The 21,471-nt window shown below is 65.5% G+C and carries 16 protein-coding genes; 6 read left to right on the top strand and 10 right to left on the bottom strand.

The window, feature by feature from the left end; translation table 11 throughout:
* Positions 1-114: 114 nt before the first annotated feature.
* Both carB and AC1Y2B_RS17880 read right to left on the bottom strand, forming a co-directional pair.
* The gene (gene carB / locus AC1Y2B_RS17885; RefSeq protein WP_482254477.1) at positions 115-3,444 is read right to left on the bottom strand and encodes a carbamoyl-phosphate synthase large subunit; all 3,330 of its coding nucleotides are present in this window, start codon (positions 3,442-3,444) and stop codon (positions 115-117) included.
* Between the two features lie 224 nt (positions 3,445-3,668).
* Positions 3,669-5,252: an amino acid permease gene (locus AC1Y2B_RS17880; protein ID WP_482254476.1), complete on the bottom strand. Its 1,584-nt coding sequence runs from the start codon at positions 5,250-5,252 to the stop codon at positions 3,669-3,671.
* 242 nt (positions 5,253-5,494) lie between these two features.
* Between AC1Y2B_RS17880 and AC1Y2B_RS17875 the strand changes: the two genes are divergently transcribed.
* Together AC1Y2B_RS17875 and AC1Y2B_RS17870 are read left to right on the top strand one after the other, a co-directional pair.
* A complete protein-coding gene (locus AC1Y2B_RS17875) occupies positions 5,495-6,625 on the top strand; it encodes an aminodeoxychorismate synthase component I (protein ID WP_482254475.1) in 1,131 nt (376 codons plus the stop codon).
* On the top strand, positions 6,583-7,212 hold the full coding sequence (locus AC1Y2B_RS17870; RefSeq protein WP_482254474.1) for an aminotransferase class IV family protein: 630 nt from the start codon (positions 6,583-6,585) through the stop codon (positions 7,210-7,212). The genes AC1Y2B_RS17875 and AC1Y2B_RS17870 overlap by 43 nt, the downstream gene beginning before the upstream one ends.
* Positions 7,213-7,330: 118 nt before the next feature.
* Here AC1Y2B_RS17870 and AC1Y2B_RS17865 read toward each other — a convergent pair whose 3' ends face one another.
* Complete coding sequence (locus AC1Y2B_RS17865) at positions 7,331-8,536, bottom strand: aminopeptidase P family protein (RefSeq protein ID WP_482254473.1); 1,206 nt, start codon at positions 8,534-8,536, stop codon at positions 7,331-7,333.
* A gap of 469 nt (positions 8,537-9,005) precedes the next feature.
* Here AC1Y2B_RS17865 and AC1Y2B_RS17860 point away from each other — a divergent pair, with 469 nt between their 5' ends.
* Together AC1Y2B_RS17860 and AC1Y2B_RS17855 are read left to right on the top strand one after the other, a co-directional pair.
* Positions 9,006-10,784, top strand: coding sequence for a calcium-binding protein (locus tag AC1Y2B_RS17860; protein WP_482254472.1), 1,779 nt, complete (start codon positions 9,006-9,008; stop codon positions 10,782-10,784).
* Positions 10,785-10,921: 137 nt separating this feature from the next.
* A complete protein-coding gene (locus AC1Y2B_RS17855; protein ID WP_482254471.1) occupies positions 10,922-11,572 on the top strand; it encodes a hypothetical protein in 651 nt (216 codons plus the stop codon).
* Between the two features lie 67 nt (positions 11,573-11,639).
* Here the strand turns inward: AC1Y2B_RS17855 and yghU are convergent, their stop codons facing one another.
* From yghU to AC1Y2B_RS17825, 6 genes are all read right to left on the bottom strand, one after another.
* Positions 11,640-12,479: a glutathione-dependent disulfide-bond oxidoreductase gene (gene yghU / locus AC1Y2B_RS17850; protein WP_482254470.1), complete on the bottom strand. Its 840-nt coding sequence runs from the start codon at positions 12,477-12,479 to the stop codon at positions 11,640-11,642.
* A 72-nt stretch (positions 12,480-12,551) separates the two neighbouring features.
* Positions 12,552-13,250 (bottom strand): SDR family oxidoreductase, encoded by a 699-nt coding sequence (locus AC1Y2B_RS17845; protein ID WP_482254469.1) that lies wholly within the window; start codon positions 13,248-13,250, stop codon positions 12,552-12,554.
* Positions 13,251-13,317: 67 nt separating this feature from the next.
* A complete protein-coding gene (locus AC1Y2B_RS17840; RefSeq protein ID WP_482254468.1) occupies positions 13,318-14,556 on the bottom strand; it encodes a mandelate racemase/muconate lactonizing enzyme family protein in 1,239 nt (412 codons plus the stop codon).
* A 226-nt stretch (positions 14,557-14,782) separates the two neighbouring features.
* Positions 14,783-15,565, bottom strand: a complete 783-nt coding sequence (gene pcaD / locus AC1Y2B_RS17835) for a 3-oxoadipate enol-lactonase (protein ID WP_482254467.1) — start codon at positions 15,563-15,565, stop codon at positions 14,783-14,785.
* 72 nt (positions 15,566-15,637) lie between these two features.
* Entirely contained in the window at positions 15,638-16,585 is a 948-nt protein-coding gene (locus AC1Y2B_RS17830; RefSeq protein ID WP_482254508.1) for a threonine ammonia-lyase, read from the bottom strand.
* A 71-nt stretch (positions 16,586-16,656) separates the two neighbouring features.
* Entirely contained in the window at positions 16,657-17,475 is an 819-nt protein-coding gene (locus AC1Y2B_RS17825; protein ID WP_482254466.1) for an alpha/beta fold hydrolase, read from the bottom strand.
* Between the two features lie 96 nt (positions 17,476-17,571).
* Here AC1Y2B_RS17825 and AC1Y2B_RS17820 point away from each other — a divergent pair, with 96 nt between their 5' ends.
* Positions 17,572-19,359 carry an ABC transporter transmembrane domain-containing protein gene (locus tag AC1Y2B_RS17820; RefSeq protein ID WP_482254507.1) on the top strand — a complete coding sequence of 596 codons (1,788 nt, stop codon included), beginning with the start codon at positions 17,572-17,574 and terminating at the stop codon, positions 19,357-19,359.
* On the opposite strand, the gene AC1Y2B_RS17815 is transcribed toward AC1Y2B_RS17820, so the two are convergent.
* On the bottom strand, positions 19,331-19,846 hold the full coding sequence (locus AC1Y2B_RS17815) for a hypothetical protein (RefSeq protein ID WP_482254465.1): 516 nt from the start codon (positions 19,844-19,846) through the stop codon (positions 19,331-19,333). The two genes, AC1Y2B_RS17820 and AC1Y2B_RS17815, sit on opposite strands and share 29 nt — an antisense overlap.
* A 190-nt stretch (positions 19,847-20,036) precedes the next feature.
* On the opposite strand from AC1Y2B_RS17815, the gene AC1Y2B_RS17810 reads away from it, so the two are divergent.
* A partial coding sequence (locus AC1Y2B_RS17810) for an AMP-binding protein (protein ID WP_482254464.1) occupies positions 20,037-21,471 on the top strand: 1,435 nt, incomplete at its 3' end.

Below are 21,471 nucleotides of genomic sequence, written 5' to 3'. Positions count from 1 at the left end.
CAAGCCGGAGTCCGACGGCAGCGGTGGGGCGCGGACGATTGCCTTCTGGCAAGCAGGTGAGCGCAGGTGCGGCTTTGGTAGGGTGGGGTTGAACCCCACCCTACGGGCGCTGCGTCAGCCTTGGAGGGTGCGGACCCCATAGCCCTCGCCCCGGGCCTTCATCGCGGCGACGGCGGCGATGCTCGCGGCTGCCGTGGTGAAGTAGGGGATTTTGTCCATCAGGGCGACGCGGCGGATATCGCGGCTGTCGGAGATGGCTTGGGTGCCCTCGGTCGTGTTCATAACCAAAGCGATCTCGTCGTTTTTCAGGCGGTCGACGATGTTGGGGCGGCCTTCGTAGACTTTGGCGACGGGGGTGGAGGTGATGGCTTGGCTGGCCAGCCAAGTGGCGGTGCCTTTGGTGGCGACGATCTCAAACCCCAACGAGATCAGGCCGCGCATGGCTTCGGCGAAGGGTTCGGTCTTGTCCATGTCTTTGATCGAGACGAAGGCGCGGCCGGATTCTGGCAGGTGCACGCCGGCGCCCATTTGGGCCTTGAGGAAGGCCAGCGCGAAGGTGCGGTCCCAGCCCATGACTTCGCCGGTGGAGCGCATTTCTGGCCCGAGGACGGGGTCGACGCCGGGGAAGCGGGCGAAGGGGAGGACGGCTTCCTTGACGCTGAACCACGGGGTTTTCGGGTCGGCGAGGGTCAGCGGGTCCATCAGGGGCAGGGGGGTGTCGGGGCCGACGCCTGCGGGGTAGGCGGGGCGCATCGGGAAGTTGCTTAGTTTTTCCCCGGCCATGAGGCGGGCGGCGATGGAGGCGATGGCGGAGTCCGTGGCCTTGGCGACGAAGGGGACGGTGCGGGAGGCGCGGGGGTTGACTTCGAGGACGTAGATCGTGCCGTCCTTGATGGCGAATTGCACGTTCATCAGGCCCACGACGTTGAGGGCGAGGGCCATCTGGACGGTTTGTTTCTTCAGCTCCTCGACGGTTTCGGCGCTGAGGGAGTGGGGTGGCAGGCAGCAGGCGCTGTCGCCGGAATGGACGCCAGCTTCCTCGATATGCTCCATGATGCCCGCGACGTGGACGGCTTTGCCGTCGCAAAGGGCGTCGACGTCAACCTCGATGGCGCCGGAGAGGTAGGAGTCGAGGAGGACGGGGGAGGAGCCGGAGACTTGCACGGCGGTGGCGATGTAGCGTTCAAGCTGGGCGTCGTCGCGGATGATTTCCATCGCGCGGCCGCCGAGGACGAAGCTTGGGCGGATGACCAACGGGTAGCCGACGTCTTTGGCGACGGCGAAGGCTTCGTCGCGGGAGCGGGCGGTGCCGTTGTGGGGTTGTTTGAGGCCCAGCTTGTGGAGGAGTTGCTGGAAGCGCTCGCGGTCTTCGGCGAGGTCGATCGCGTCGGGCGTGGTGCCGAGGATAGGGATGCCTTCGTTGGCGAGGGCTTGCGCCAGCTTCAGCGGGGTTTGGCCGCCGAATTGGACGATGACGCCGTGAAGGGTGCCGTTTTCTTGTTCCACGCGGAGGATTTCGAGGACGTGCTCCAAGGTGAGCGGTTCGAAATAGAGGCGGTCGGAGGTGTCGTAGTCGGTGGAGACGGTCTCGGGGTTGCAGTTGACCATGATGGTTTCATAGCCAGCCGCCGTGAGGGCGTAGCAGGCGTGGCAGCAGCAGTAGTCGAACTCGATCCCCTGTCCGATGCGGTTGGGGCCGCCGCCGAGGATGACGACTTTTTTCGCGGCGCTCGGGCGGGCTTCGCATTCGACGTCGCCCATCGCGGGGACTTCGTAGGTGGAGTACATGTAGGGGGTTTGCGCCTCGAATTCGGCGGCGCAGGTGTCGATGCGTTTGAAGACGGCGTGGACGCCGAGGTTGCGGCGGGCGCGGCGGACTTGCGCCTCGTCCCGGCCGGTCAGCTTGGCAAGGCGGGCGTCGGTGAAGCCCATCATTTTCAGCTTGCGGATGCCGGTGGCGGTGTGGGGGAGGCCGGATTTCTTGATCTCGGTCTCGACGTCAATGATCTCGCGGATGCGGGCGAGGAACCAGGGGTCGAAGGCGGTGATGGCGTTGATGTCGTCATCCGACAGGCCGTGGCGCATGGCTTGGGCGATGTTGCGCAGGCGGTCGGGGGTGGCCTCGGACAGGGCCTTGGTGATGGCCACGCGGTCGGGGGCGCCGGGGATGGCGATTTCGTCGAAGCCGGAGAGGCCGGTTTCGAGAGAGGCGAGTGCTTTTTGCAGGGATTCGTGGATGGTGCGGCCGATGGCCATGACCTCACCGACCGATTTCATCGCGGTGGTCAGGTTGGGGAGGGCGCCGGGGAATTTCTCAAACGCAAAGCGGGGGATTTTGGTGACGACATAGTCGATGGAGGGTTCGAACGAGGCGGGGGTCACCTTGGTGATGTCGTTGTCGAGTTCATCGAGGGTGTAGCCGACGGCGAGTTTCGCCGCGATTTTCGCGATGGGGAAGCCGGTGGCTTTGGAGGCCAGCGCCGAGGAGCGCGAGACGCGGGGGTTCATCTCGATCACGACCATGCGGCCATCAGCGGGGTTGATCGCCCATTGCACGTTGGAACCGCCGGTTTCCACGCCGATTTCGCGCAGCACGGCGATCGAGCCGTTGCGCATGATCTGGTATTCCTTGTCGGTGAGGGTCAGCGCCGGGGCCACGGTGATCGAGTCGCCGGTGTGGACGCCCATCGGGTCGATGTTTTCGATGGAGCAGACGATGATGGCGTTGTCGGCGGTGTCACGCACCACCTCCATCTCGAATTCTTTCCAGCCGAGCAGGGATTCGTCGACCAGCACTTGGGCGACGGGGGAGGCCTCAAGCCCGGATTTCACGATGGCTTCGTAGTCGTCGCGGTTGTAGGCGACGCCGCCGCCGGTGCCGCCAAGGGTGAAGGCGGGGCGGATGATGGCGGGCAGGCCCACGTAATCAAGGGCGGCCACGGCTTCGGCCACGCCGGCGGCGATGTCAAATTTGCCGGAAGGGAGTTTCGGGGCGGCGATGATGGTGGCTTTGGGGTTTTCCAGACCGATGCGGTCCATCGCCTCGCGGAACAACTTGCGATCTTCTGCCATTTCGATGGCTTCGCGCTTGGCGCCGATCAGTTCAACATTGAACTTTTCCAACACGCCGAGGTCTGCGAGGGCCAGCGCGGTGTTCAGCCCGGTTTGACCGCCCATGGTTGGCAGAAGGGCATCGGGACGCTCTTTTTCAATGATCTTGGCGACGACTTCGGGGGTGATCGGCTCGATATAGGTGGCGTCGGCGAGGCCCGGGTCGGTCATGATCGTGGCGGGGTTGGAGTTGACCAGAATGACCCGGTACCCCTCTTCGCGCAGCGCCTTGCAGGCTTGCGCGCCGGAGTAGTCAAACTCGCACGCTTGGCCGATGACGATGGGACCGGCCCCGATGATCATGATGGATTTGATATCGGTTCTTTTCGGCATGGCGGCCCCCTTACGGCAAAACTTGCCGGGTTATAGCCATGCAGGACGGGGGCGCAAGGGGATTCCGGGGGGATCTGAAGCTGCGGCGATCCATGCCCGGCGCTGGAGGGTTTCACACCCTCCAGACCTCCCGTGGGATATTTATGAACAAAAGACAGGGGGGGGGCGGAATGGGAAAGGGCCGGAGGTTGTCCCCCGGCCCTTGGTGGTGATGTGGGGTGGGCTTAGCCCTTTTCGCCGACGGCGCGTTCTGCAGCCGCGATGGCGGCTGCGCGCTTGGCAATGGTGTCGCCGGTCGGCGGGCCCTTGAAGCGGCGGTTTTCAATGCCGAACCACAGAACCGCCAGGAAGATCAGGAAGGCGGCGGAATAGTACCACAGGCCCGGCACGAAGCTGGTGCCGGCGGTGGCGTCTGCGGGGATCGACACGACGAAGGCGTGGCCGGCGATGATCACCACGATGGTGCCCAAGGCGACGATCACGGCGAAGACCTTGTAGAGGCCGCCCAGTTCAAAGGAGCCTTTGGTCGTCCAGGTCTTGCCGAGGGCCAGCGCTCCGGCCAGGATCGGCATGGCGTAGGAGATGTAGAGATACATCGCCGAGCCGGTCGAGAGGGCCGCGAAGGCGTTCAGCGGCGTGGTCAGGGCGGTCAGGATTGAGCAGAGAATGGCCGTCATCCAGATCGCCGAAACCGGCGTGCGGTAGGTGGCGCTTACCGTTTTCAGCATCGACGAGAAGGGCAGGCCGTCATCGCGGGCAAAGGCGTAGATCATCCGCGAGGTGGAGGTGACGGCGGCCAGCGCGCACAGGAAGTTCGACAGGATGATGCCGACCAGCATGACCTTGCCGATGAACGAGCCCATGATCGCCGCAATGAAGACATTGTTGAACGACGACCAGCCTGTGGCTGCGGCTGCGGTCAGATCCGGGATTGCCATGATCATGGCGACGATCATCACGAAGCCGAACACCAACGACCAGAACACCGAGTGCAGCATGCCCTTGTGGACGGTGTCGCGGGCGTTCTTGGTCTCTTCGGCGGTGTGGGCCGAGGCGTCAAAGCCGGTGATGGTGAACAGGGGATAGAGCAGCCCGATCATCACGGCCATCAGCGGCCCGGTTTGCGGCGAGACGTTGCCACCCAAGGCGCCGGTGTTGTTGACGAAGGTGAACAGCTTGGCGAAGTTGTGGTCCGGGGCGGCCATGAAGAACATGGCGATCAGGATCACGGTCACCACGAAGATCAGATAGCCGGCAAGGTCGGTCAGGATCGTGGTCAGCTTGATGCCGAAATGGTTCAGCAGGGCCTGAGCCACTTGCAGACCGACGACAGCCCAGATCTGCGTCCACATCGTCCAGCCCGATACGTCCCAGCCCAGCACGCCGGCACAGAGCAGATCACGGGTGATGGTGTAGAGGAAGACGTTGATCGCGGGCACCACGAACAGCAGGCCCAGAAGGTTGGTGTAAGCGGTGGCCCAGCCCCAGAAGCGGCCTCCGAGGATCGAGGACCAGTGATAGAGGCCACCCGCGGTCGGATATGCAGAGGCGATCTGGCCAAGGCAGGCTGCCACGACCAGCGCGAAAGCCCCGCCGACCAGCCAACCCACCGTCAGCGAGAACGGCCCGCCGGACGACAGCGCGATCGGGAAGGAGCCAAGCCCACCCGACAGAATGCAGATGATCGAGAAAGAGATCGCGAAGCTTTGAAACGTTCCCATGCGGCGGGAAAGTTCCTGGGCGTAGCCCATGCCATGCAGGATCTTCAGATCCTCATGGTGTTCCTTGTCGGTAGAATTATCCACCATTCTGTTCCCTCCAGTTTGTTGTTCTTGATTGGTCCGCGACACTGTGTCGCCCACTGAGCAGGAAAGCGCCGATTTTACAGTCTGTCCAGCGCTGAATAGAAGTTTACAGGCGGTTAACGCTTTCGGGCGGGATTTGTGGCCGTGGTGGCTATTTTCGCGGAAAAACCGTCGGTTCGGTGACTGGCGCGGGCGGGGTTTCCGCACTAGGTCAGGGGCGGTAGAGGCCAAAGGTCGGGGCTGGCATGATCCTTCTTGAGCATGGTCCGAAGGGACAGGCGGCGCTGTTTGACGGCGCTTTGGCCGTGGTTCAGGCGTGGCAAGCGGCTGAAGTGGCCCCCGCTTTGGCGGCTTTGGATGCCGCGCGGGCCGAGGGGCGCTGGGTGGCGGGCTGGATCGCCTATGAGGCGGGCTATGCGCTGGAGCCGAAGTTGGCCGGGGTGATGCCGGCGCCGGTGGGACCTTTGCTGTGCTTTGGCATCTTTGATGCGCCGCAGGACCCGGCCCCGGTGCTGGCGCGGGCCAAGGCCGAGGCGCGGGTCAGGATTGCGCCGGTGGTGCCGATGGTGAGCCAAGCGGATTATGGCGCGGCGTTTGACCGGGTGAAGGCCTATATCGGCGCGGGGGACTGTTATCAGATCAACCTGACCTTTCCGATGGAAAGCCGGCTGCTGGAAGGCTCTGCCTTGGGGCTTTATGGCGCTTTGCGGCTGCGGCAGGGCGTGGGCTTCGGCGCGTTTTGCGATCTGGGGGGGCCGGTGCTGGTGTCACGCTCGCCCGAGTTGTTCCTGCGGACCGATGCGTCGGGACGGATTGAAAGCCGCCCGATGAAGGGCACGGCACTGCGCGATCCCGATCCGGTGCGCGATGCGGAGGTGGCGGAGGATTTGCGGCTGTCGGAGAAGAACCGGGCCGAGAACCTGATGATCGTGGATTTGCTGCGCAATGATATCTCGAAGATCGCGAAGGTGGGGTCGGTCAAGGTGCCGGCGCTGTTCGCGGTGGAAAGCTATGCAACGGTGCATCAGATGGTGAGCCGGGTGGTGGGCGAGATGGTGGAGGCGCCGAGCCTGACGGGGCTGATGCCGGCGCTGTTTCCTTGCGGGTCGATCACCGGGGCGCCGAAGATCCGCGCGATGCAGATCATTGCCGAGGTGGAGCCCTGCGCGCGCGGCGCCTATTGCGGGGCGGTGGGCTGGATGGCTCCGGATGGGGCGAGCTGCTTTTCGGTGGCGATAAGGACGCTGTCCTTGACCGGGGACCGGATCGTGCTGAACGTGGGCGGCGGGGTGGTGCAGGACAGCACCTGTGCCGGCGAATGGGAGGAGGCGCATTGGAAAGCGCGCTATCTGACGGGGCTGGTGCGCCAGACGTGAGGCTGATCGAGACGCTGCTGTGGGATGGCGCGCGCTTCCCCCGGCTGGCCCTGCATGAGGCGCGGCTGACGCGTTCGGCTGCTGCCTTGCGTTGGCCCATGCCTGTTGGACTGGCCGAAGTGCTAGTGGGAATGCCGGATCAGCCGCAGCGGGTGCGCCTGACGATGGCAGCCTCGGGCGCTTTTACGGTGGAGCGGGCTGCGTTGCCTGCTGCCAGGGAAGAATGGGTGGTGGGGTTGGCTTCGGCGCGGCTTGATAGTGCCGACCCATGGCTGCGGGTCAAGTCCACGCGCCGGGCCGTCTATGATACCGCGCGGGCCGCGCTGCCCGCAAGTCTTGACGAGGTGATCTTCCTCAACGAGCGGGGCGAGGTCTGCGAGGGGACGATCACCTCGGTCTTTTTTGACCGGGGCGCGGGGATGCGGACGCCGCCGCTGTCATCGGGGCTGTTGCCGGGGGTGCTGCGGGCCGAGATGGCGGTGCCGGAAGAGGTGCTGCGGGCCGAGGATCTGGGCCGCGTGCGGCTTTGGGTGGGCAATGCCTTGCGCGGGCTGATCGCGGCACGAATTTTCGTACGAAAATTCTGAAGACGAATTTTCTACGAAAATTCGGGGATGATTGAGGACGAATTTTCTGCGAAAATTCGGGGGTGATAAGGGGATTTTTCGCCGAAAAATCGTGGGGGCCTGACGGCCCCCACGGGGCTTAGCCGACGATGTTGAAGTCGGGTCCGAAGGGGTACTTGGTGATGTCCTCGTTGCCGTCTTCGGTGATGATCAGGATGTCATGTTCCCGGTAGCCGCCGGCACCCGGTTGGCCTTCGGGGATGGTCAGCATCGGTTCCATCGAGATGACCATGCCGGGTTCCAGCACGGTGTCGATATCCTCGCGCAGTTCAAGGCCGGCTTCGCGGCCGTAGTAATGCGACAGGACGCCGAAGGAGTGGCCGTAGCCGAAGGTCCGGTATTGCAGGACCTGGTGTTCCTCGAAGAAGGTGTTCAGCTTGGCGGTGACTTCGGAGCATTTGGCACCCGGCACCAAGAGGCTCATGCCGTATTTGTGGGCGGCGACGTTGATGTCCCAGATCCGGCGCGAGGCGGGGTCGACCTCTTGCACGAACATCGTGCGTTCGAGGGCGGTATAATAGCCGGAAATCATCGGGAAGGTGTTCAGCGACAGGATGTCGCCGCGCTTGAGCTTGCGCGAGGTGACCGGGTTGTGGGCGCCGTCGGTGTTGATGCCGGACTGGAACCAGACCCAGGTGTCGCGGTATTCGGCGTCGGGGAATCGCTTGGCGATTTCCAGCTCCATCGCATCGCGGCCGGCCATGGCGATGTCGATCTCGCGCAGGCCCAGTTTCACCGCCTCGTGGATGGCGAAACCGCCGACGTCGGCGACGGCGGCGCCATGGCGGATCAGGGCAATTTCAGCGGGCGATTTGGTCATGCGCTGTTCCATGGCACCCTTGGAGATGTCCACGCCGCGCTTGGGCTTGAGGAAGGCGTTCAGCTTTTCGGACTGCACCAGCGTCAGGTGATCCGCCTCGCAGCCGATGACGCGGCCCTCGCCGGTGACGGATGCCACGGCGCGCCAGTAGTTGTCACGCGCCCAGTCGGTGTAGGTGATGTTGTCCCCATGGCAGCGGCGCCAGGGTTGGCCGGCGTCGATGCCGGCGGAAATGGTGACCGATTGCGTCGGCGTGACGACCAGACCGTAGGGGCGGCCGAAGGAGCAGTAGAGGAAGCCGGAATAGTAGGCGATCGAATGCATCGAGGTGAAGACACAGGCGTCGATGCCCTGCATCTCCATCAGGTCGCGCAGGCCTTGCAGGCGGTCATCGTATTCTTCCGATGCGAAGGGCAAGATCCGGTCGCCTTGGTGAAACCGGTATTGTTGCGGACGTTCTGTCATGACTGACCCCATCATGGGGCCGCTCTGGACCCCGAAAGGTCCCGGCGTTCAGGACGACAAGAGCTGGAAAGTGGCGACGCCATCGCCACGGCTCGCCCTTAGAATGGCGTCAGTGCGCGGGCTTGGCAAGGGGGTTTGGAGGTTTTGCGCGCCGGGGATGTATCAGAGCGGGCGGTTTTGCGGCTGGGGCTGCGGCCGGGACCGGCTTGGCCGGGGGCGCAGGGGGGGCGCAGATGTGTGCCGCCAGGGCAGGGGGCGTCCGTGGGGGAATCGCCGCTGATTTGAGGCAAATGCCAGACCCAGTTGAGGCAAATTCCTGCCCTGTTTGACGCAAGTGCGGGGTTTAATTTAAGCAAAACGAAGGGCTTAACCTTGAAGTTGGGGCGGTGCGGCAACGATTTGGTAGGGAGAGCCATGTGATCCCTGAGCCCAGGGCCAAGGATGGATTGGCGGCGGTGCGGGGCGGTACATGTCTTCTTTCGTGATCTCGACCAACACCACGGCGGGCCAGAGGCTGGAGGCGGGCGAGATTGGCTTTGTGGCGCCGGATGGGTCGATCCTGGCCCCGGTGGGGTCGGCGGTGGTCATGGCGGACAGCGCCACGCTGATTTCCTATGGCGCGATGGCCTCGGCCACCGCCGCCGGGATCGAGATGGACGCGGTGACCAACACCAGCGTCACCATCGCACAGAGCGGATCGGTGGTCAGCGGCGGGGTTGATCTTTCGGCGATCACCGGCAGTTTCACCGGCTTTTTCGCACTGCACAATGCCGGCGCGCTGAGCGGCGGGCAGGGGGTCAGTCTTTCGGCGGCGGCAGGGGCCTCGCAGATCAACATCGCCAATGACGGGGCCATTCAGGGGCTGGGGGTCAGCGTCGGTTCGGCGCTGGCGCTGGTGTTGAACCAGACCTCGCGCGCGGTGATCGACAACACCGGCATGTTGAGCACGGCGGGCAGCGGGGCCACGGTCAGCGTGACCGGCAACGGCATGGTGACGCTGACCAACACCGGCAATCTGCTGAACGCCTCGGATCAGCAGGCGGCGATTGCGGTGCAGGGCGGGCTGACGCTGCGCAACGCCGGCCTGATCGAGGGCAATGTCAGCGCCACCCAATCGGCCAACATCTTCAACTCGGGCAGGATCGAGGGCAACATCACGCTGAATTCCTTCAACGATGTGGTGCGGGTCAGCGGCATCGTGATGGGCGACGTGATCCTGGGCAACGGCGTCAATGCCTTTTGGCTGACCGGGGGCCGGGTGATGGGCATCGTGAAGGGCGGGGCGGGGGCGGATGTCTATCACGTTGACCGTTCGGACGTGGCGATTGTCGATCTGACAGGGGGGCTCGACAAGGTCTATGCCACCGTCGATTTCCGGCTGAGCGATGGGCTGGAGCAGTTGTTCCTGAGCGGGTCGCGCGGCTTGGTCGGTTATGGCAATGGCCTGAACAACCTGATCACCGGCGACACGGGCGATGACACGCTGCGCGGTCTGGGCGGCAATGACCAGATCAATGGCGGCGAGGGCAACAACAAGATCTATGGCGGCTTCGGGCAGGACACGCTGACCGGCGGCGATGGCGATGACCTGTTGGACGGCGGCGCGGGCAATGACGTGGTGCGCGTCGGTTATGGCAATGACAAGCTGGTGGGCGGGACGGGCATTGATCTGTTGAGTTTCGAGCGGATCACCGATCCGGGCGGTGTTCAGGTTGACCTTGCGGCGGACAGTGTGGCCTTTACCGATGCCGGAACGCTGAAAATCTTCGGGTTCGAGGCGCTGCTGGGCACGCTTTATGCCGATGTTCTGACCGGGGGCGCTGGCGCGAACACGCTGACGGGGGCGGGCGGGGCCGATGTGCTGAACGGCGGCGGCGGCAATGACACGCTGATCGGCGGCGCGCAGGGCGATACGCTGGCGGGCGGGGCCGGGGCGGATGTGTTCGTCTATACCGCCCTTAGCGACAGTGGGCCTTTGGGGGGCGTGGACGAGATCGACGGGTTTCAGGCTGGCAGCGACGTGATCGACCTGTCGGCCATTGATGCCGTGGCGGGGGGCGCGGATGACGCCTTCAGCTTTCTGGGGCAAGGCACCTTCACCGGGACGGTGGGGGAGGTGCGCTATGTGCAGAACACTCTGGCCGGAACCACGCTGGTCGAGGTGCGGCTGGCGGGTTCGGTTTCAGATGACATGCAGATCGTGCTGAGCGGGCTGATCACGCTGACCGCGCAAAGCTTCGTATTTTAAGGGCCGACCTAGGTCTGAGAAAAACCGCGATTTGCCCTCGACTTGGCCCGCCTTTGGTCCGTGGGAGAACCGGGTGCTTTGCGGCATTCTGGCTTTGGGACGGAACGATTGGCTTAGCGAGTGGAAAAGGAAAGACCATGAAACTGATCACAACTCTTGCAACGGTCGCCCTGATGTGGGGCGGTGCTGTGGCGGCGAAAAGCTTCGATCTGTCGGTCGAGCAGGCCTATGTGGCGGCGGGCTATACCCATGTGAAGGTGGCCCATGTCGGCAAACGCGTGATCGTGACCGCCGATGCCAACGGCGTCACGCAAAGCTTTTCGGTCGACCGCAAGACCGGCACGTCGACGCCCTTGGGCACCACCAAGGGGCATGGCACGCATTCCGGTGCGGCCTTGCGCGCGGCGGGCAACGATACCGTGGCCGGCAGCGGCAGCGATGACGTGGCAGGCGAAGACACCTCGGGCATGGATGGCTCTGGCACGGGCACGGCCGGTGAAGATACCGGGGATGACCATGGCGGCCTGACGGGCGCAGGCGGTTCGACGGGGGATGTCGCAGGAAGCGACGGGTCCGACGACAACGGCGCAGATGACAACGGCGCAGATGACAACGGCACGGATGGATCGGGCAACGGCGGGTCGGGCAACGGCGGGTCGGGCAACGGCGGGGCGGCGGGGTCAACCTCGGGCAGCCATGATGGGTCTGGCGACCATGGCGGACATGGCGATCATGGCGGGTCTGGCAGCCACGGCGGGTCGGGCAGCCACGGCGGGTCGGACGACTGAGCGCCGCACCGCGGCAGATCACCGGGGTGGCGCGACGGTCGCGCCACCCTTTTTCTTGGGGCCCGTCTTAGACCAGACCTTCGAAATCGGCGGGCGAGTGGCGCTCGGCCAGATGGGGCAGGTCGCCGTAGGTCTTGTTCACGATGCGGCCGCGCCGCACGGCCGGGCGCGCTTCGATCGCGTCGGCCCAGCGTTTGAGGTTCTTGTAGATGCCGACGTCCAGGAACTCGGCCGAATTGGCATAGCTGCGGCCCAGAACCATCTGGCCATACCACGGCCAGATCGCCATGTCGGCGATGGAATACGCGCCCGCCATCCATTCGTGGCTGGCAAGGTGACGGTCCAGCACATCCAGCTGGCGCTTGGTCTCCATCGCGTAGCGGTTGATGGCATATTCGATCTTTTCCGGGGCATAGGCGAAGAAATGGCCAAAGCCGCCGCCCAGGAAGGGCGCCGACCCCATCTGCCACATCAGCCAGTTCAGCGTCTCGGTCCGCGCTGGGCCAGAGGCCGGCAGGAAAGCGCCGAACTTCTCGGCCAGATGGATCAGGATCGAGCCGGACTCAAAAAGCCGCACGGGTTCGGGGCCGGACAGATCCAGCAGCGCCGGAATTTTCGAGTTGGGATTGATCGCCACAAAGTCCGAGCCGAACTGATCCCCCTTGGAGATGCTGATCGTATAGGCGTCGTATTCGGCGTTGTGGCCGGCCTCCAGCAGTTCCTCGAACAGGATGGTGACCTTGACGCCGTTCGGCGTGGCCAAGGAGTAAAGCTGGAACGGATGCTGGCCCCGCGGCAGGACCTTGTCATGGGTGGCACCAGCGATGGGACGGTTGATGTTGGCGAACTGGCCGCCGTTGGACTGATCCCAGGTCCAGACTTTCGGGGGGATATAGGGCGTGGTCATGGGGAGGCTCCGAATGGGGGGAAGGGTAAGCTAGGCCCCCCATCCGGAAAGGACAAGGTCAGTCATTTGGCCTTAGACCGAGCGCGTGATGCCGCCATCGACGCGCAGGTTCTGGCCCGTGATGTAGCCGGCCCCGTCCGAGGCGAGGAAGGCCACGGTGGCGGCGATTTCCTCTGACGTGCCGTAGCGGCCCATCGGCACCGATTGGCGGCGGGCGTCGGTGGCGGGCAGGCTGTCGATCCAGCCGGGCAGGATGTTGTTCATCCGCACGTTTTTCGGGGCAAAGTCGTCGGCGAAGATCTTGGTATAGCTGGCCAATCCGGCGCGGAAGACGGCGGAGGTCGGGAACATCGCCGAGGGTTCGAAGGCCCAGGCCGTGGAGATGTTGATGATGGCCCCACCGCCTTGCGCCACCATGATCGGGGCGATCAGCCTTGTGGTGCGGATGATCGGCAGCAGGTAAACCTCCATCCCCTTGTGCCAATCCTCGTCGGTGATGTCGAGAATCGCTGCGCGGGGGCCGTGGCCGGCCGAATTCACCAGCACGTCGATCCGGCCATGGGCGGCCAGGGTGGCATCGACCAGCCGCTTGATGTCGTCATTCGATTGGTTCGAGCCGGTCACACCGATGCCGCCCAGTTCAGCAGCCAGTGCCTCGCCCTTGCCGGAGGAGGACAGGATGGCAACCTTGTAACCGTCTGCCGCCAGCCGTTTGGCCGCGGCTGCCCCCATGCCGGAACCGCCCGCCGTGATCACTGCCACTTTCGTCATTGGTCTCTCCTGAAGTTTGGCCGACCCTGCCACCGGGGCAGGGTCGGGGCAAGTCACTTGCCCAAGTCTATTTGGAGGGCGCCGGCGCGCCGCCTTCGAAGCGGTTGCCGTGCCGGTAATCGCAGGGTGCCTCCTGCATCTGCAGGTGCAGGCCGTTGCCGGTGAAGGGATGGGCGCGGGCTAGGTCCTCGTCAAAGTCGATGCCAAGGCCGGGGGCTTCGGGGGGCAGGATATAGCCGTCCTCCCACTGCAGGGTGTGCTTGATCAGGGCGAGGTGGAAGTCACCGCCCTTCTGGATGGTTTCGGCCATCAAGAGGTTGGGGATCGATACGGACAGGTGGATATTGGCCGCCCATTCCACCGGACCGGCATAAAGATGCGGGGCCATTTCGGCGTTGAAGATTTCCGCGATGGCGGACAGCTTCTTGGCCTCCATGATGCCGCCAAGGCGCCCCAAGGCGGGCTGCAGGATCTTGACGCCGCCGGCCCGCAGCAGGGTGCCGAATTCGGTCTTGGTGGTCAGGCGTTCCCCGGTGGCCAAGGGGATGCGGACATGCCGCGCCACCTCGGCGAATTCCAGAATGTTGTCCGGCGGGATCGGCTCTTCGTACCAGAGCGGGTTGTAGGGTTCGAGTTCCCGGCCCATCCGGATGGCGCCCGGCGTGGTGAACTGGCCATGGGTGCCGAACAGAAGGTCCGCCTTGTCGCCCACGGCCTCGCGGATCTTCTTGCAGAACTCGACCGAGCGGGTGATGTCGCTCATCGCCGGTTCATGGCCGCCGCGGATGGTATAGGGGCCTGCCGGGTCGAACTTGACGGCCGTGAAGCCTTGGCTGACCGCCCGCGCCGCCGCCTGCGCGGTCATGTCGGGATTGACCCAGAATTCGGCGGCATCCTCGCCGGGTTCGGGGTAAAGATAGGTGTAGGACCGCACCCGCTGGTTCATCTTGCCGCCCAGAAGCGCCCAGACCGGCCGGTTGCGCGCCTTGCCCAGGATATCCCAGCAGGCAATCTCCAGCCCCGAAAACGCGCCCATCACGGTCGGATCGGGCCGCTGCGTGAAGCCCGAGGAGTAGACCCGGCGATACATCAGCTCCACATCCTCGGGGCTGGTCCCCTGCATGTGGCGTTCAAAGACATCCTCGATGACCGCAATCATCGCCTTGGGGCCGACGGTCGAGGCGTAGCACTCGCCATAGCCGACGATCCCGTCATCGGTGGTGACCTTGGGGAAGATCCAATAGCGCCCGCCCCAGCCCGGTGCCGGGGGGGCTACGACGAAAATCTCCAGATCCTTGAGCTTCATGGCCAGGCCTCCCTTTTCCCTCAGCCTAAAAGGGCGCCAGCCAAAGATATGGCCGCCCGCGACGTCAAATGTCGCAAAGGGGTGCTGCCCTCGGCTCCGCGTCGCCGCCGGAGGTTTTCCGCAGGTTGAAAGGAGCGCCTGCTTTCCTTTCGCCTTCGACAAATATCCCACGGGAGGGTCCGGGAGGGTGTGAAACCCTCCCGGCGGCCGGCCCAGCAGGCCGACCTCAGACGTGGCCGATCTCGGACAGGAAGGCGCGCAGCAGTGCCGCGAATTCGACAGGCTTTTCCACCATCGGAAAATGGCCCGTGCCGCGCATCAGGTGGAAGCGGTGGCCGGGGATCAGCGCGGCCGTTTCGCGCACAAGGTCGGGCGGGGTGGTGCCATCGTTGGGTCCGGCCACGACAAGGGTGGGCAGGCGCAGGCTGGCGGTCGTGGTGTAGAAATCGGTGCCGCCGATGGCTGCGGCGCAGCCGGCCCAGCCCTCGGGGTCGGTGGCGGTGATCAGATCGCGCAGGTAGGGCATATGGGGGCTGTCCTGCCAGCGCGGGCCCAACTGGCGTTGCAGGGCGGCGGGGGCATAGGCCGCCATCCCGTCGCTGCGGATCTGCGCGGTCCGCGCCGCCCACATCTCGGCCGAGCCGATCTTGGCGGCGGTGTTGGACAGCACGAGCCCGCGCACAAGGTCCAGCCGCTTGACCGCCAGCCCCTGCGCCACCATGCCGCCCAGCGAGACGCCGATGAAGACCGCGTCCTTGATCTCGAAATGATCCATCAGCCGTTCGGCGTCGCGGATCAGGGCGCCCATCGCATAGGGGGCGGCGGGCACGTCGGACAGGCCGTGGCCACGGTGGTCGTAGGTCAGGGTACGATAGCCCGGCAGATGCGGCAGCACGCCGTCCCACAGGCTTAGGTTCGTGCCAAGCGCATGGCTGAAGACCAGCGGCGGGGCGGCTGTGGGGCCGTCAAGCCGGGCGTTCAGGCGAAGATCGGGCAGGTAGACCAGCATTGTTCGATAACTGCATCAGATTACGATAGCATGGGCGTTTCGCCCATGGATATGTTGGATAAACACAAGCGCTCAGGCGAAGGCCAGAGCTTGGCGGAAGACCTCTGGGTCGACATTGCCGCCGGATGCGGTGCAGATCACCGTGTCTGGCAGGTCCTGCCGGAAGAGGGCCGCCGCAAGCGCCACGGCGCCGCCCGGTTCGATCACAAGGCGCAGGTGGCTGAAGGCCAGCGCCATGGCGCGCAGGGCTTCATCATCGCTGACCACAAGGCCCGGACCGCACAGGCGCTGCAGGATGGGGAAGGTGATCTTGCCGGGCTCTGGCGTCACGATGGCGTCGCAGATCGAGCCGGACAGCGCGGGGTTGCGCTGCACCATGCCTGCGGCGAGGGAGCGGGCGGTGTCATCAAAGCCCGCGGGCTCAGCCGGGCGGGTGCGGAACTGCGGATGGGGTTCGAGGGCGAGGGCGATGCCAGCCGTCAGGCCGCCGCCGCCGCAACAGGTGATCACATCCGCCGCGCGAATGCCGGCTGCTGCGGCCTGCTCGACGATCTCTAGCCCGGTGGTGCCTTGGCCGGCGATGACGAGGGGTTCGTCATAGGGCCGGATCAGGGTCAGGCCGCGCGCCTTTGCCAAGGCCAGCCCGAGGGCGTCGCGGTCCTCGGTGGCGCGGTCATAGAGGATCACTTCCGCCCCGTAAGCCCTTGTGTTGGCAATCTTAACCGCCGGAGCGTCGGCGGGCATCACGATGACGGCGGGCGCCCCCAGCAGGGCTGCGGCATGGGCCACCCCCTGGGCATGGTTGCCCGAGGAGAAGGCGATCACGCCCTTGGCCCGCGCCTGCGGCGTCAGGGCGGTCAGGGCCGACCATGCGCCGCGGAACTTGAAGCTGCCGGTCCATTGCAGACACTCGGCCTTGACGAAGATGCGACGCCCGGCGAGGCGGTCAAGCAGGGGCGCGTTGAGCAGAGGCGTGCGGCGCGCATGGCCGGCAAGGCGCAGGGCTGCGGCGCGGATCATCGCGAGGTCGGTTCGGGCGAGGTCGGTTGGGGCAAGATCGGTCGGGGCAAGATCGGTCGGGGCAACGTCAGTCATGGCAGGGTACCTTGAAACGCGGCGAGGGCGGCGATGCTTTCGGCTTCGTCGAGGAAGGGCACGTGGGCGCGGTTGGGCACCTCGGCCACGATCAGGCCGGGGTGGCGGCGCGCCATCTCCTGCACCGTTGCGCGGCTGAGAAGGTCCGAGTTGGCGCCGCGGATCACCGCCATCGGCAGGCCGGCGCAGGCGTCAAACAGCGGCCAGGCATCGGCAGCGGGGGCCTGCATCGCGGCGGTGAAACTGTCGCGCAGAGCGGGGTCATAGGTGATCTGCAACCCATCGGCGGCGGGCTTGGCGTGTTTTTGTGCCTCCTCCAGCCAGCGGCTGGCGGGGACATCGGCGAAGCCGGGGGAATGGCGCTGCAGACCCTCGGCAAATGCGGCAAACGTCTTGGCGGAGGGGGCGCGGCCCACGTAATCGGCGATCCGCTCCAGCCCGGCGCGTTCGATCACCGGGCCGATGTCGTTCAGGCACAGGCCCAACAGGCGCGGCTTGGCCATATGGGCCAAAAGCATGCCGATCAGCCCCCCGCGCGAGGTGCCCAGCACGGCGAAATGACCGATGCCAAGGTGGTTCATCAGGGCCAGGGCATCCTGCGCTTCCTGCAGCACGGTGTAGGTTGCGGCCCCGGTCCAACTGCTGCCGCCGCGCCCGCGATAGTCCATGCGGATGATGCGGCCGGTCAGATGCGGCTTGGCATAGGTGAAGTCTGCCATGGTCCGGGTCAGGCCCGGCAGGCAAAGGATCGGCGTGCCCTCGCCCTGATCGGCGAAGGCGAGGCGGGTTCCGTCGGGAAGGGTAAAATGACGCATGGGGCAAACTAACCGCAAACGCCGTCGTGAAGGAAGGGGCGCTTGCCTGTCTTCGTTGGCAAGCATAAGGAAACCCCCGACGAACTGGAGCATTTCATGGCGCATCTTGATACGCAGGACCGGGCGAAATCGCGCAAGGTCGGGGCTTTGGCGGGGCTGAAGCCGTTTCTGGCGCCCTATCGGGTGATGATCGGGATCGCGGGCGTGGCGCTGGTGCTGACCGCCTCGGTCAGCCTGATCCTGCCGATGGCGGTGCGCCGGGTGATCGACGGTTTTGGCGTGGAACGCGCCGCAATGCTGGACCAGTATTTCGGCGGTGCCATGCTGGTGGCGGTGATCCTGGCCGTGGGGACCGGGGTGCGGTATTATTTCGTGACCCGCCTGGGCGAGCGCGTGGTGGCCGACATCCGCCGGGCCCTGTTCGACAAGGTCATCGGGATGAGCCCGGCCTATTTCGAGCGGATCATGTCCGGCGAGGTGCTGAGCCGGATCACAACCGACACGACGCTGATCCTGTCGGTGCTGGGGTCCTCTGTCTCGGTCGCGATGCGCAACCTTCTGACGCTGATCGGCGGGCTGGTCTTGCTGATGCTGACCTCGGCCAAGCTGACGCTGCTGGTGATGCTGATCGTGCCGGGGATCGTCGTTCCGATCGTGGTTCTGGGGCGGCGTCTGCGCGCCTCGTCCAAGGAAAATCAGGACTGGATCGCGCAATCCTCTGGCAAGGCGTCCGAGGCGCTGACGGCGGTGCAGATCGTACAGGCCTTCACCCATGTCGGCGTGACGCAGGGGGAATTCGCTGCGGTCACCGAAAAGGGCTTCGGTTCGGCGCTGAACCGGATCGGCCTGCGGTCGGTGATGACCTTTGTCGTGATGTTTCTGGCCTTTGCCGGTGTGGTTGGGGTGTTGTGGATTGGGGCGCATGATGTGCGCGCCGGGGTGATGACGCCGGGCGAGCTGGTGCAGTTCGTGATCTACGCGGTGCTGGTGGCGGGTGCCGTCGGCGCCCTGTCGGAAATCTGGGGCGAGTTGCAGCGCGCGGCGGGCGCCACCGAGCGGCTGGTCGAGATGCTGAACGCCGTCGATCCGGTGCAGGACCCGGCCGCCCCCACGGCGCTGGCGCAGCCCGTGCGCGGGGCGATTGCGCTGGAGGACGTGCGCTTCTTCTACCCCACGCGCCCCGATGCGCCCGCGCTGGACGGCGTCACGCTGACGATTGCGCCGGGGGAAACCGTGGCGCTGGTCGGCCCCTCGGGCGCGGGCAAATCCACCGTGTTCCAGTTGCTGTTGCGCTTCTTTGACCCGGTGTCCGGCCGGGTGACGCTGGATGGCATCGACCTGCGCGACATGAACCGCGACGCCTTCCGCAAGGCCTTTGCGCTGGTGCCGCAGGATTCGGTGATCTTCGCCACCTCGGCCCGCGACAACATCCGCTTCGGCCGCCCCGAGGCCAGCGATGACGAGGTCGAGGCTGCCGCCAAAGCCGCTGCCGCGCATGACTTCATCATGGACCTGCCCTTGGGCTATGACACCTTCCTTGGCGAGCGCGGCGTGATGCTGTCGGGCGGTCAGCGCCAGCGCATTGCCATTGCGCGGGCCATCCTGCGCGATGCGCCGGTCCTGCTGCTGGACGAGGCGACCTCGGCGCTGGATGCGGAAAGCGAGCGGTTGGTGCAGCAGGCGGTCGACAAGCTGGCGCAGGGCCGCACGGTTGTTGTGGTGGCGCACCGCCTGGCGACGGTGAAGCGGGCGAACCGGATCGTGGTTCTGGATCAGGGGCGGATCGTGGCGATCGGCACCCATGACGAGCTGGTGGCGCAGAACGGGCTTTATGCCCGTCTGGCCCGGCTGCAATTCACCGACGGGGCCGCAGGCGCGCTTTAAGCCCGGCGATGAAGGCCTTGACGGCGCGGGGCAGGGGCCCGGCCTCATAGGCGGCAAGTCCGGCCTCGGTCGCGGTCTGGCCGATGTTCAGCGCGGCCAGCAGGCGCTGACGCTCGGCCTCTTCGGCCTCGGTCAGGGGCAGGCGGGGGGCGCTGGTCAGCAGGGCGTGATCTTCGTGCAGGCGGCGCAGGGCGCGGAAGGCCGCGTCCATCGGGGCCAGAAGGCTGGCATCCTGCCGCCAGCTGCGGCCGGCAAAGACCTCTTGCACCACGCGCTGGCCGGCCCCAAGGCAATCATAGCGCACGCAGCCGCCGAAGCCTGCCGTTGACAGGGTGGCGTGGATGGCGCAGCGGTGGCCGGTCAGATGGCGGCACACCTCGCCGCCCGCCTTGTCAAAGCCGAAATCCGCGCCGGCATCAAAGGGCAGCATCACGCAGCAAAGTGCGGCGCAGGCTGTGCAGTTCGGGGTCAGGTCGATCTCTTGCATTTGCTCCTTGCCCAAATACTCCGGGGTCCGGGGCTGGCCCCGGGGCCTGCGACAGGCGCAAGCTGCAACCCTAATGCGGAACTTTGACGGCCTGCAAGCTGGCCCTGCAACCGGGTGCTTGGCAAATCCCGGCTTTGCCCCCATCCTGCACCAAAGCCCCCGCGAGAGTGGGCACAGGAGGGAGGACACCATGACCACATTCCGCACGCGCGAGGATCTGATCGCGATCGAGGCCGAAGGGGCGTGGGAGAGCCTTGATCTGCCGCGCACGATCCACGGCTTTCTGGCGCGCACCGCTGCCGCCCATGGCGGGCGGCCGGCGGTGACGTTCCAGCTGACCTCTGGCCCGCAGGACAAGGCTGTGACGCTGACCTGGGCCGATCTGCTGGCGCAGGCCTGCCAAGCGGCCAACCTGTTGCGCAGTCTGGGCGTCGGGCCGGGGGATGGGGTGGCCTATGTCCTGCCCAATTGCCTTGAGGCGGTGGTGACGCTGCTGGGTGGGGCCATCGCCGGGATCGTCTGCCCGATCAACCCCTTGCTCGAGCCTGCCCAGATTGCCGCCCTCTTGCGTGAGACCAAAGCCAAGGTTGTCGTCACCCTGAAAAGCTTTCCGCGCGCCGATGTGGCGCAAAAGGTGGCGCAGGCGCTGGCCGAGGCTCCGGGGGTGGCGACGGTGCTGGAGGTGGATCTGGCGCCTTATCTGCCGTTTCCCAAATCGCTGATCGTGCGGGCGCTGCGGCCGAAAAATCCGGTGGCGCATCAGGCCAAGGTGCTGAACTTCACCCAAAGCCTGTCGCGCCAGCCCGCCACGCTGGCTTTCGACGATCCGGTCACCGACCGCGTGGCCGCCTGTTTTCACACCGGGGGCACCACGGGTCTGCCCAAGGTGGCGCAGCACCGCGTGTCGGGCATGATCTATAATGGCTGGTGCGGCGCCAAGCTGTTGTTTCGCGAGACGGATGTGGTGATGTGCCCCTTGCCGTTGTTCCATGTCTTTGCGGCTTATCCGACGCTGATGTCGATGATCGCTTCGGGCGCGCATGTGGTCTTTCCGACCCCGGCCGGCTACCGGGGCGAAGGGGTGTTCGACAACCTGTGGAAGCTGGTCGAACGCTATGGGGTGACCTATCTGATCGCCGTGCCGACAGCGCTGTCGGCCTTGATGCAGCGCCCGGTCAATGCGCGGATTGCCACCCTGCGCGGCACCTTTTCCGGCTCCTCTCCGCTGCCGGTCGAACTTTACAGCCGGTATGAACGGGCAACCGGGGTGCAGGTGATCGAAGGCTATGGCCTGACGGAATGCACCTGTCTGGTGGCGGTAAACCCGCCGGAAGGCACCAAGAAGATCGGCTCTGTCGGGTTGCCCTTTCCCCACACCCGGGTCCGGATCATGACCGCCGAGGCCGAGGGTGCGCGCCCCTGTGGCGTGGACGAGGTGGGCGAGATCTGCGTCTGCGGTCCCGGTGTCCTGCCCGGCGGACCTTATCTGGAGCCGTCGCGCAACGCGGGCCTGTTTGCCGAGGGGGGCTATCTGCGCACCGGCGATCTGGGGCGGATCGACAGCGAGGGCTATCTGTTCATCACCGGCCGCGCCAAGGACCTGATCATCCGCGGCGGTCACAACA

The organism is Stagnihabitans sp., from assembly GCF_964946895.1.
The sequence above is the reverse complement of the archived record's forward strand: the minus strand, read 5'-3'. Positions and strand labels throughout refer to the sequence as shown.

Excerpts from the sequence above, each read along its gene's own strand:
- AC1Y2B_RS17815 (WP_482254465.1), bottom strand. The coding sequence starts at position 19,846 with ATGCAAGAGATCGACCTGACCCCGAACTGCACAGCCTGCGCCGCACTT.
- AC1Y2B_RS17830 (WP_482254508.1), bottom strand. The coding sequence starts at position 16,585 with ATGATCCGCGCCGCAGCCCTGCGCCTTGCCGGCCATGCGCGCCGCACG.
- yghU (WP_482254470.1), bottom strand. The coding sequence starts at position 12,479 with ATGACCACGCCCTATATCCCCCCGAAAGTCTGGACCTGGGATCAGTCC.
- AC1Y2B_RS17875 (WP_482254475.1), top strand. The coding sequence starts at position 5,495 with ATGATCCTTCTTGAGCATGGTCCGAAGGGACAGGCGGCGCTGTTTGAC.
- carB (WP_482254477.1), bottom strand. The coding sequence starts at position 3,444 with ATGCCGAAAAGAACCGATATCAAATCCATCATGATCATCGGGGCCGGT.
- AC1Y2B_RS17840 (WP_482254468.1), bottom strand. The coding sequence starts at position 14,556 with ATGAAGCTCAAGGATCTGGAGATTTTCGTCGTAGCCCCCCCGGCACCG.
- AC1Y2B_RS17820 (WP_482254507.1), top strand. The coding sequence starts at position 17,572 with ATGGCGCATCTTGATACGCAGGACCGGGCGAAATCGCGCAAGGTCGGG.
- pcaD (WP_482254467.1), bottom strand. The coding sequence starts at position 15,565 with ATGCTGGTCTACCTGCCCGATCTTCGCCTGAACGCCCGGCTTGACGGC.
- AC1Y2B_RS17880 (WP_482254476.1), bottom strand. The coding sequence starts at position 5,252 with ATGGTGGATAATTCTACCGACAAGGAACACCATGAGGATCTGAAGATC.
- AC1Y2B_RS17865 (WP_482254473.1), bottom strand. The coding sequence starts at position 8,536 with ATGACAGAACGTCCGCAACAATACCGGTTTCACCAAGGCGACCGGATC.
- AC1Y2B_RS17825 (WP_482254466.1), bottom strand. The coding sequence starts at position 17,475 with ATGCGTCATTTTACCCTTCCCGACGGAACCCGCCTCGCCTTCGCCGAT.
- AC1Y2B_RS17855 (WP_482254471.1), top strand. The coding sequence starts at position 10,922 with ATGAAACTGATCACAACTCTTGCAACGGTCGCCCTGATGTGGGGCGGT.
- AC1Y2B_RS17860 (WP_482254472.1), top strand. The coding sequence starts at position 9,006 with ATGTCTTCTTTCGTGATCTCGACCAACACCACGGCGGGCCAGAGGCTG.
- AC1Y2B_RS17845 (WP_482254469.1), bottom strand. The coding sequence starts at position 13,250 with ATGACGAAAGTGGCAGTGATCACGGCGGGCGGTTCCGGCATGGGGGCA.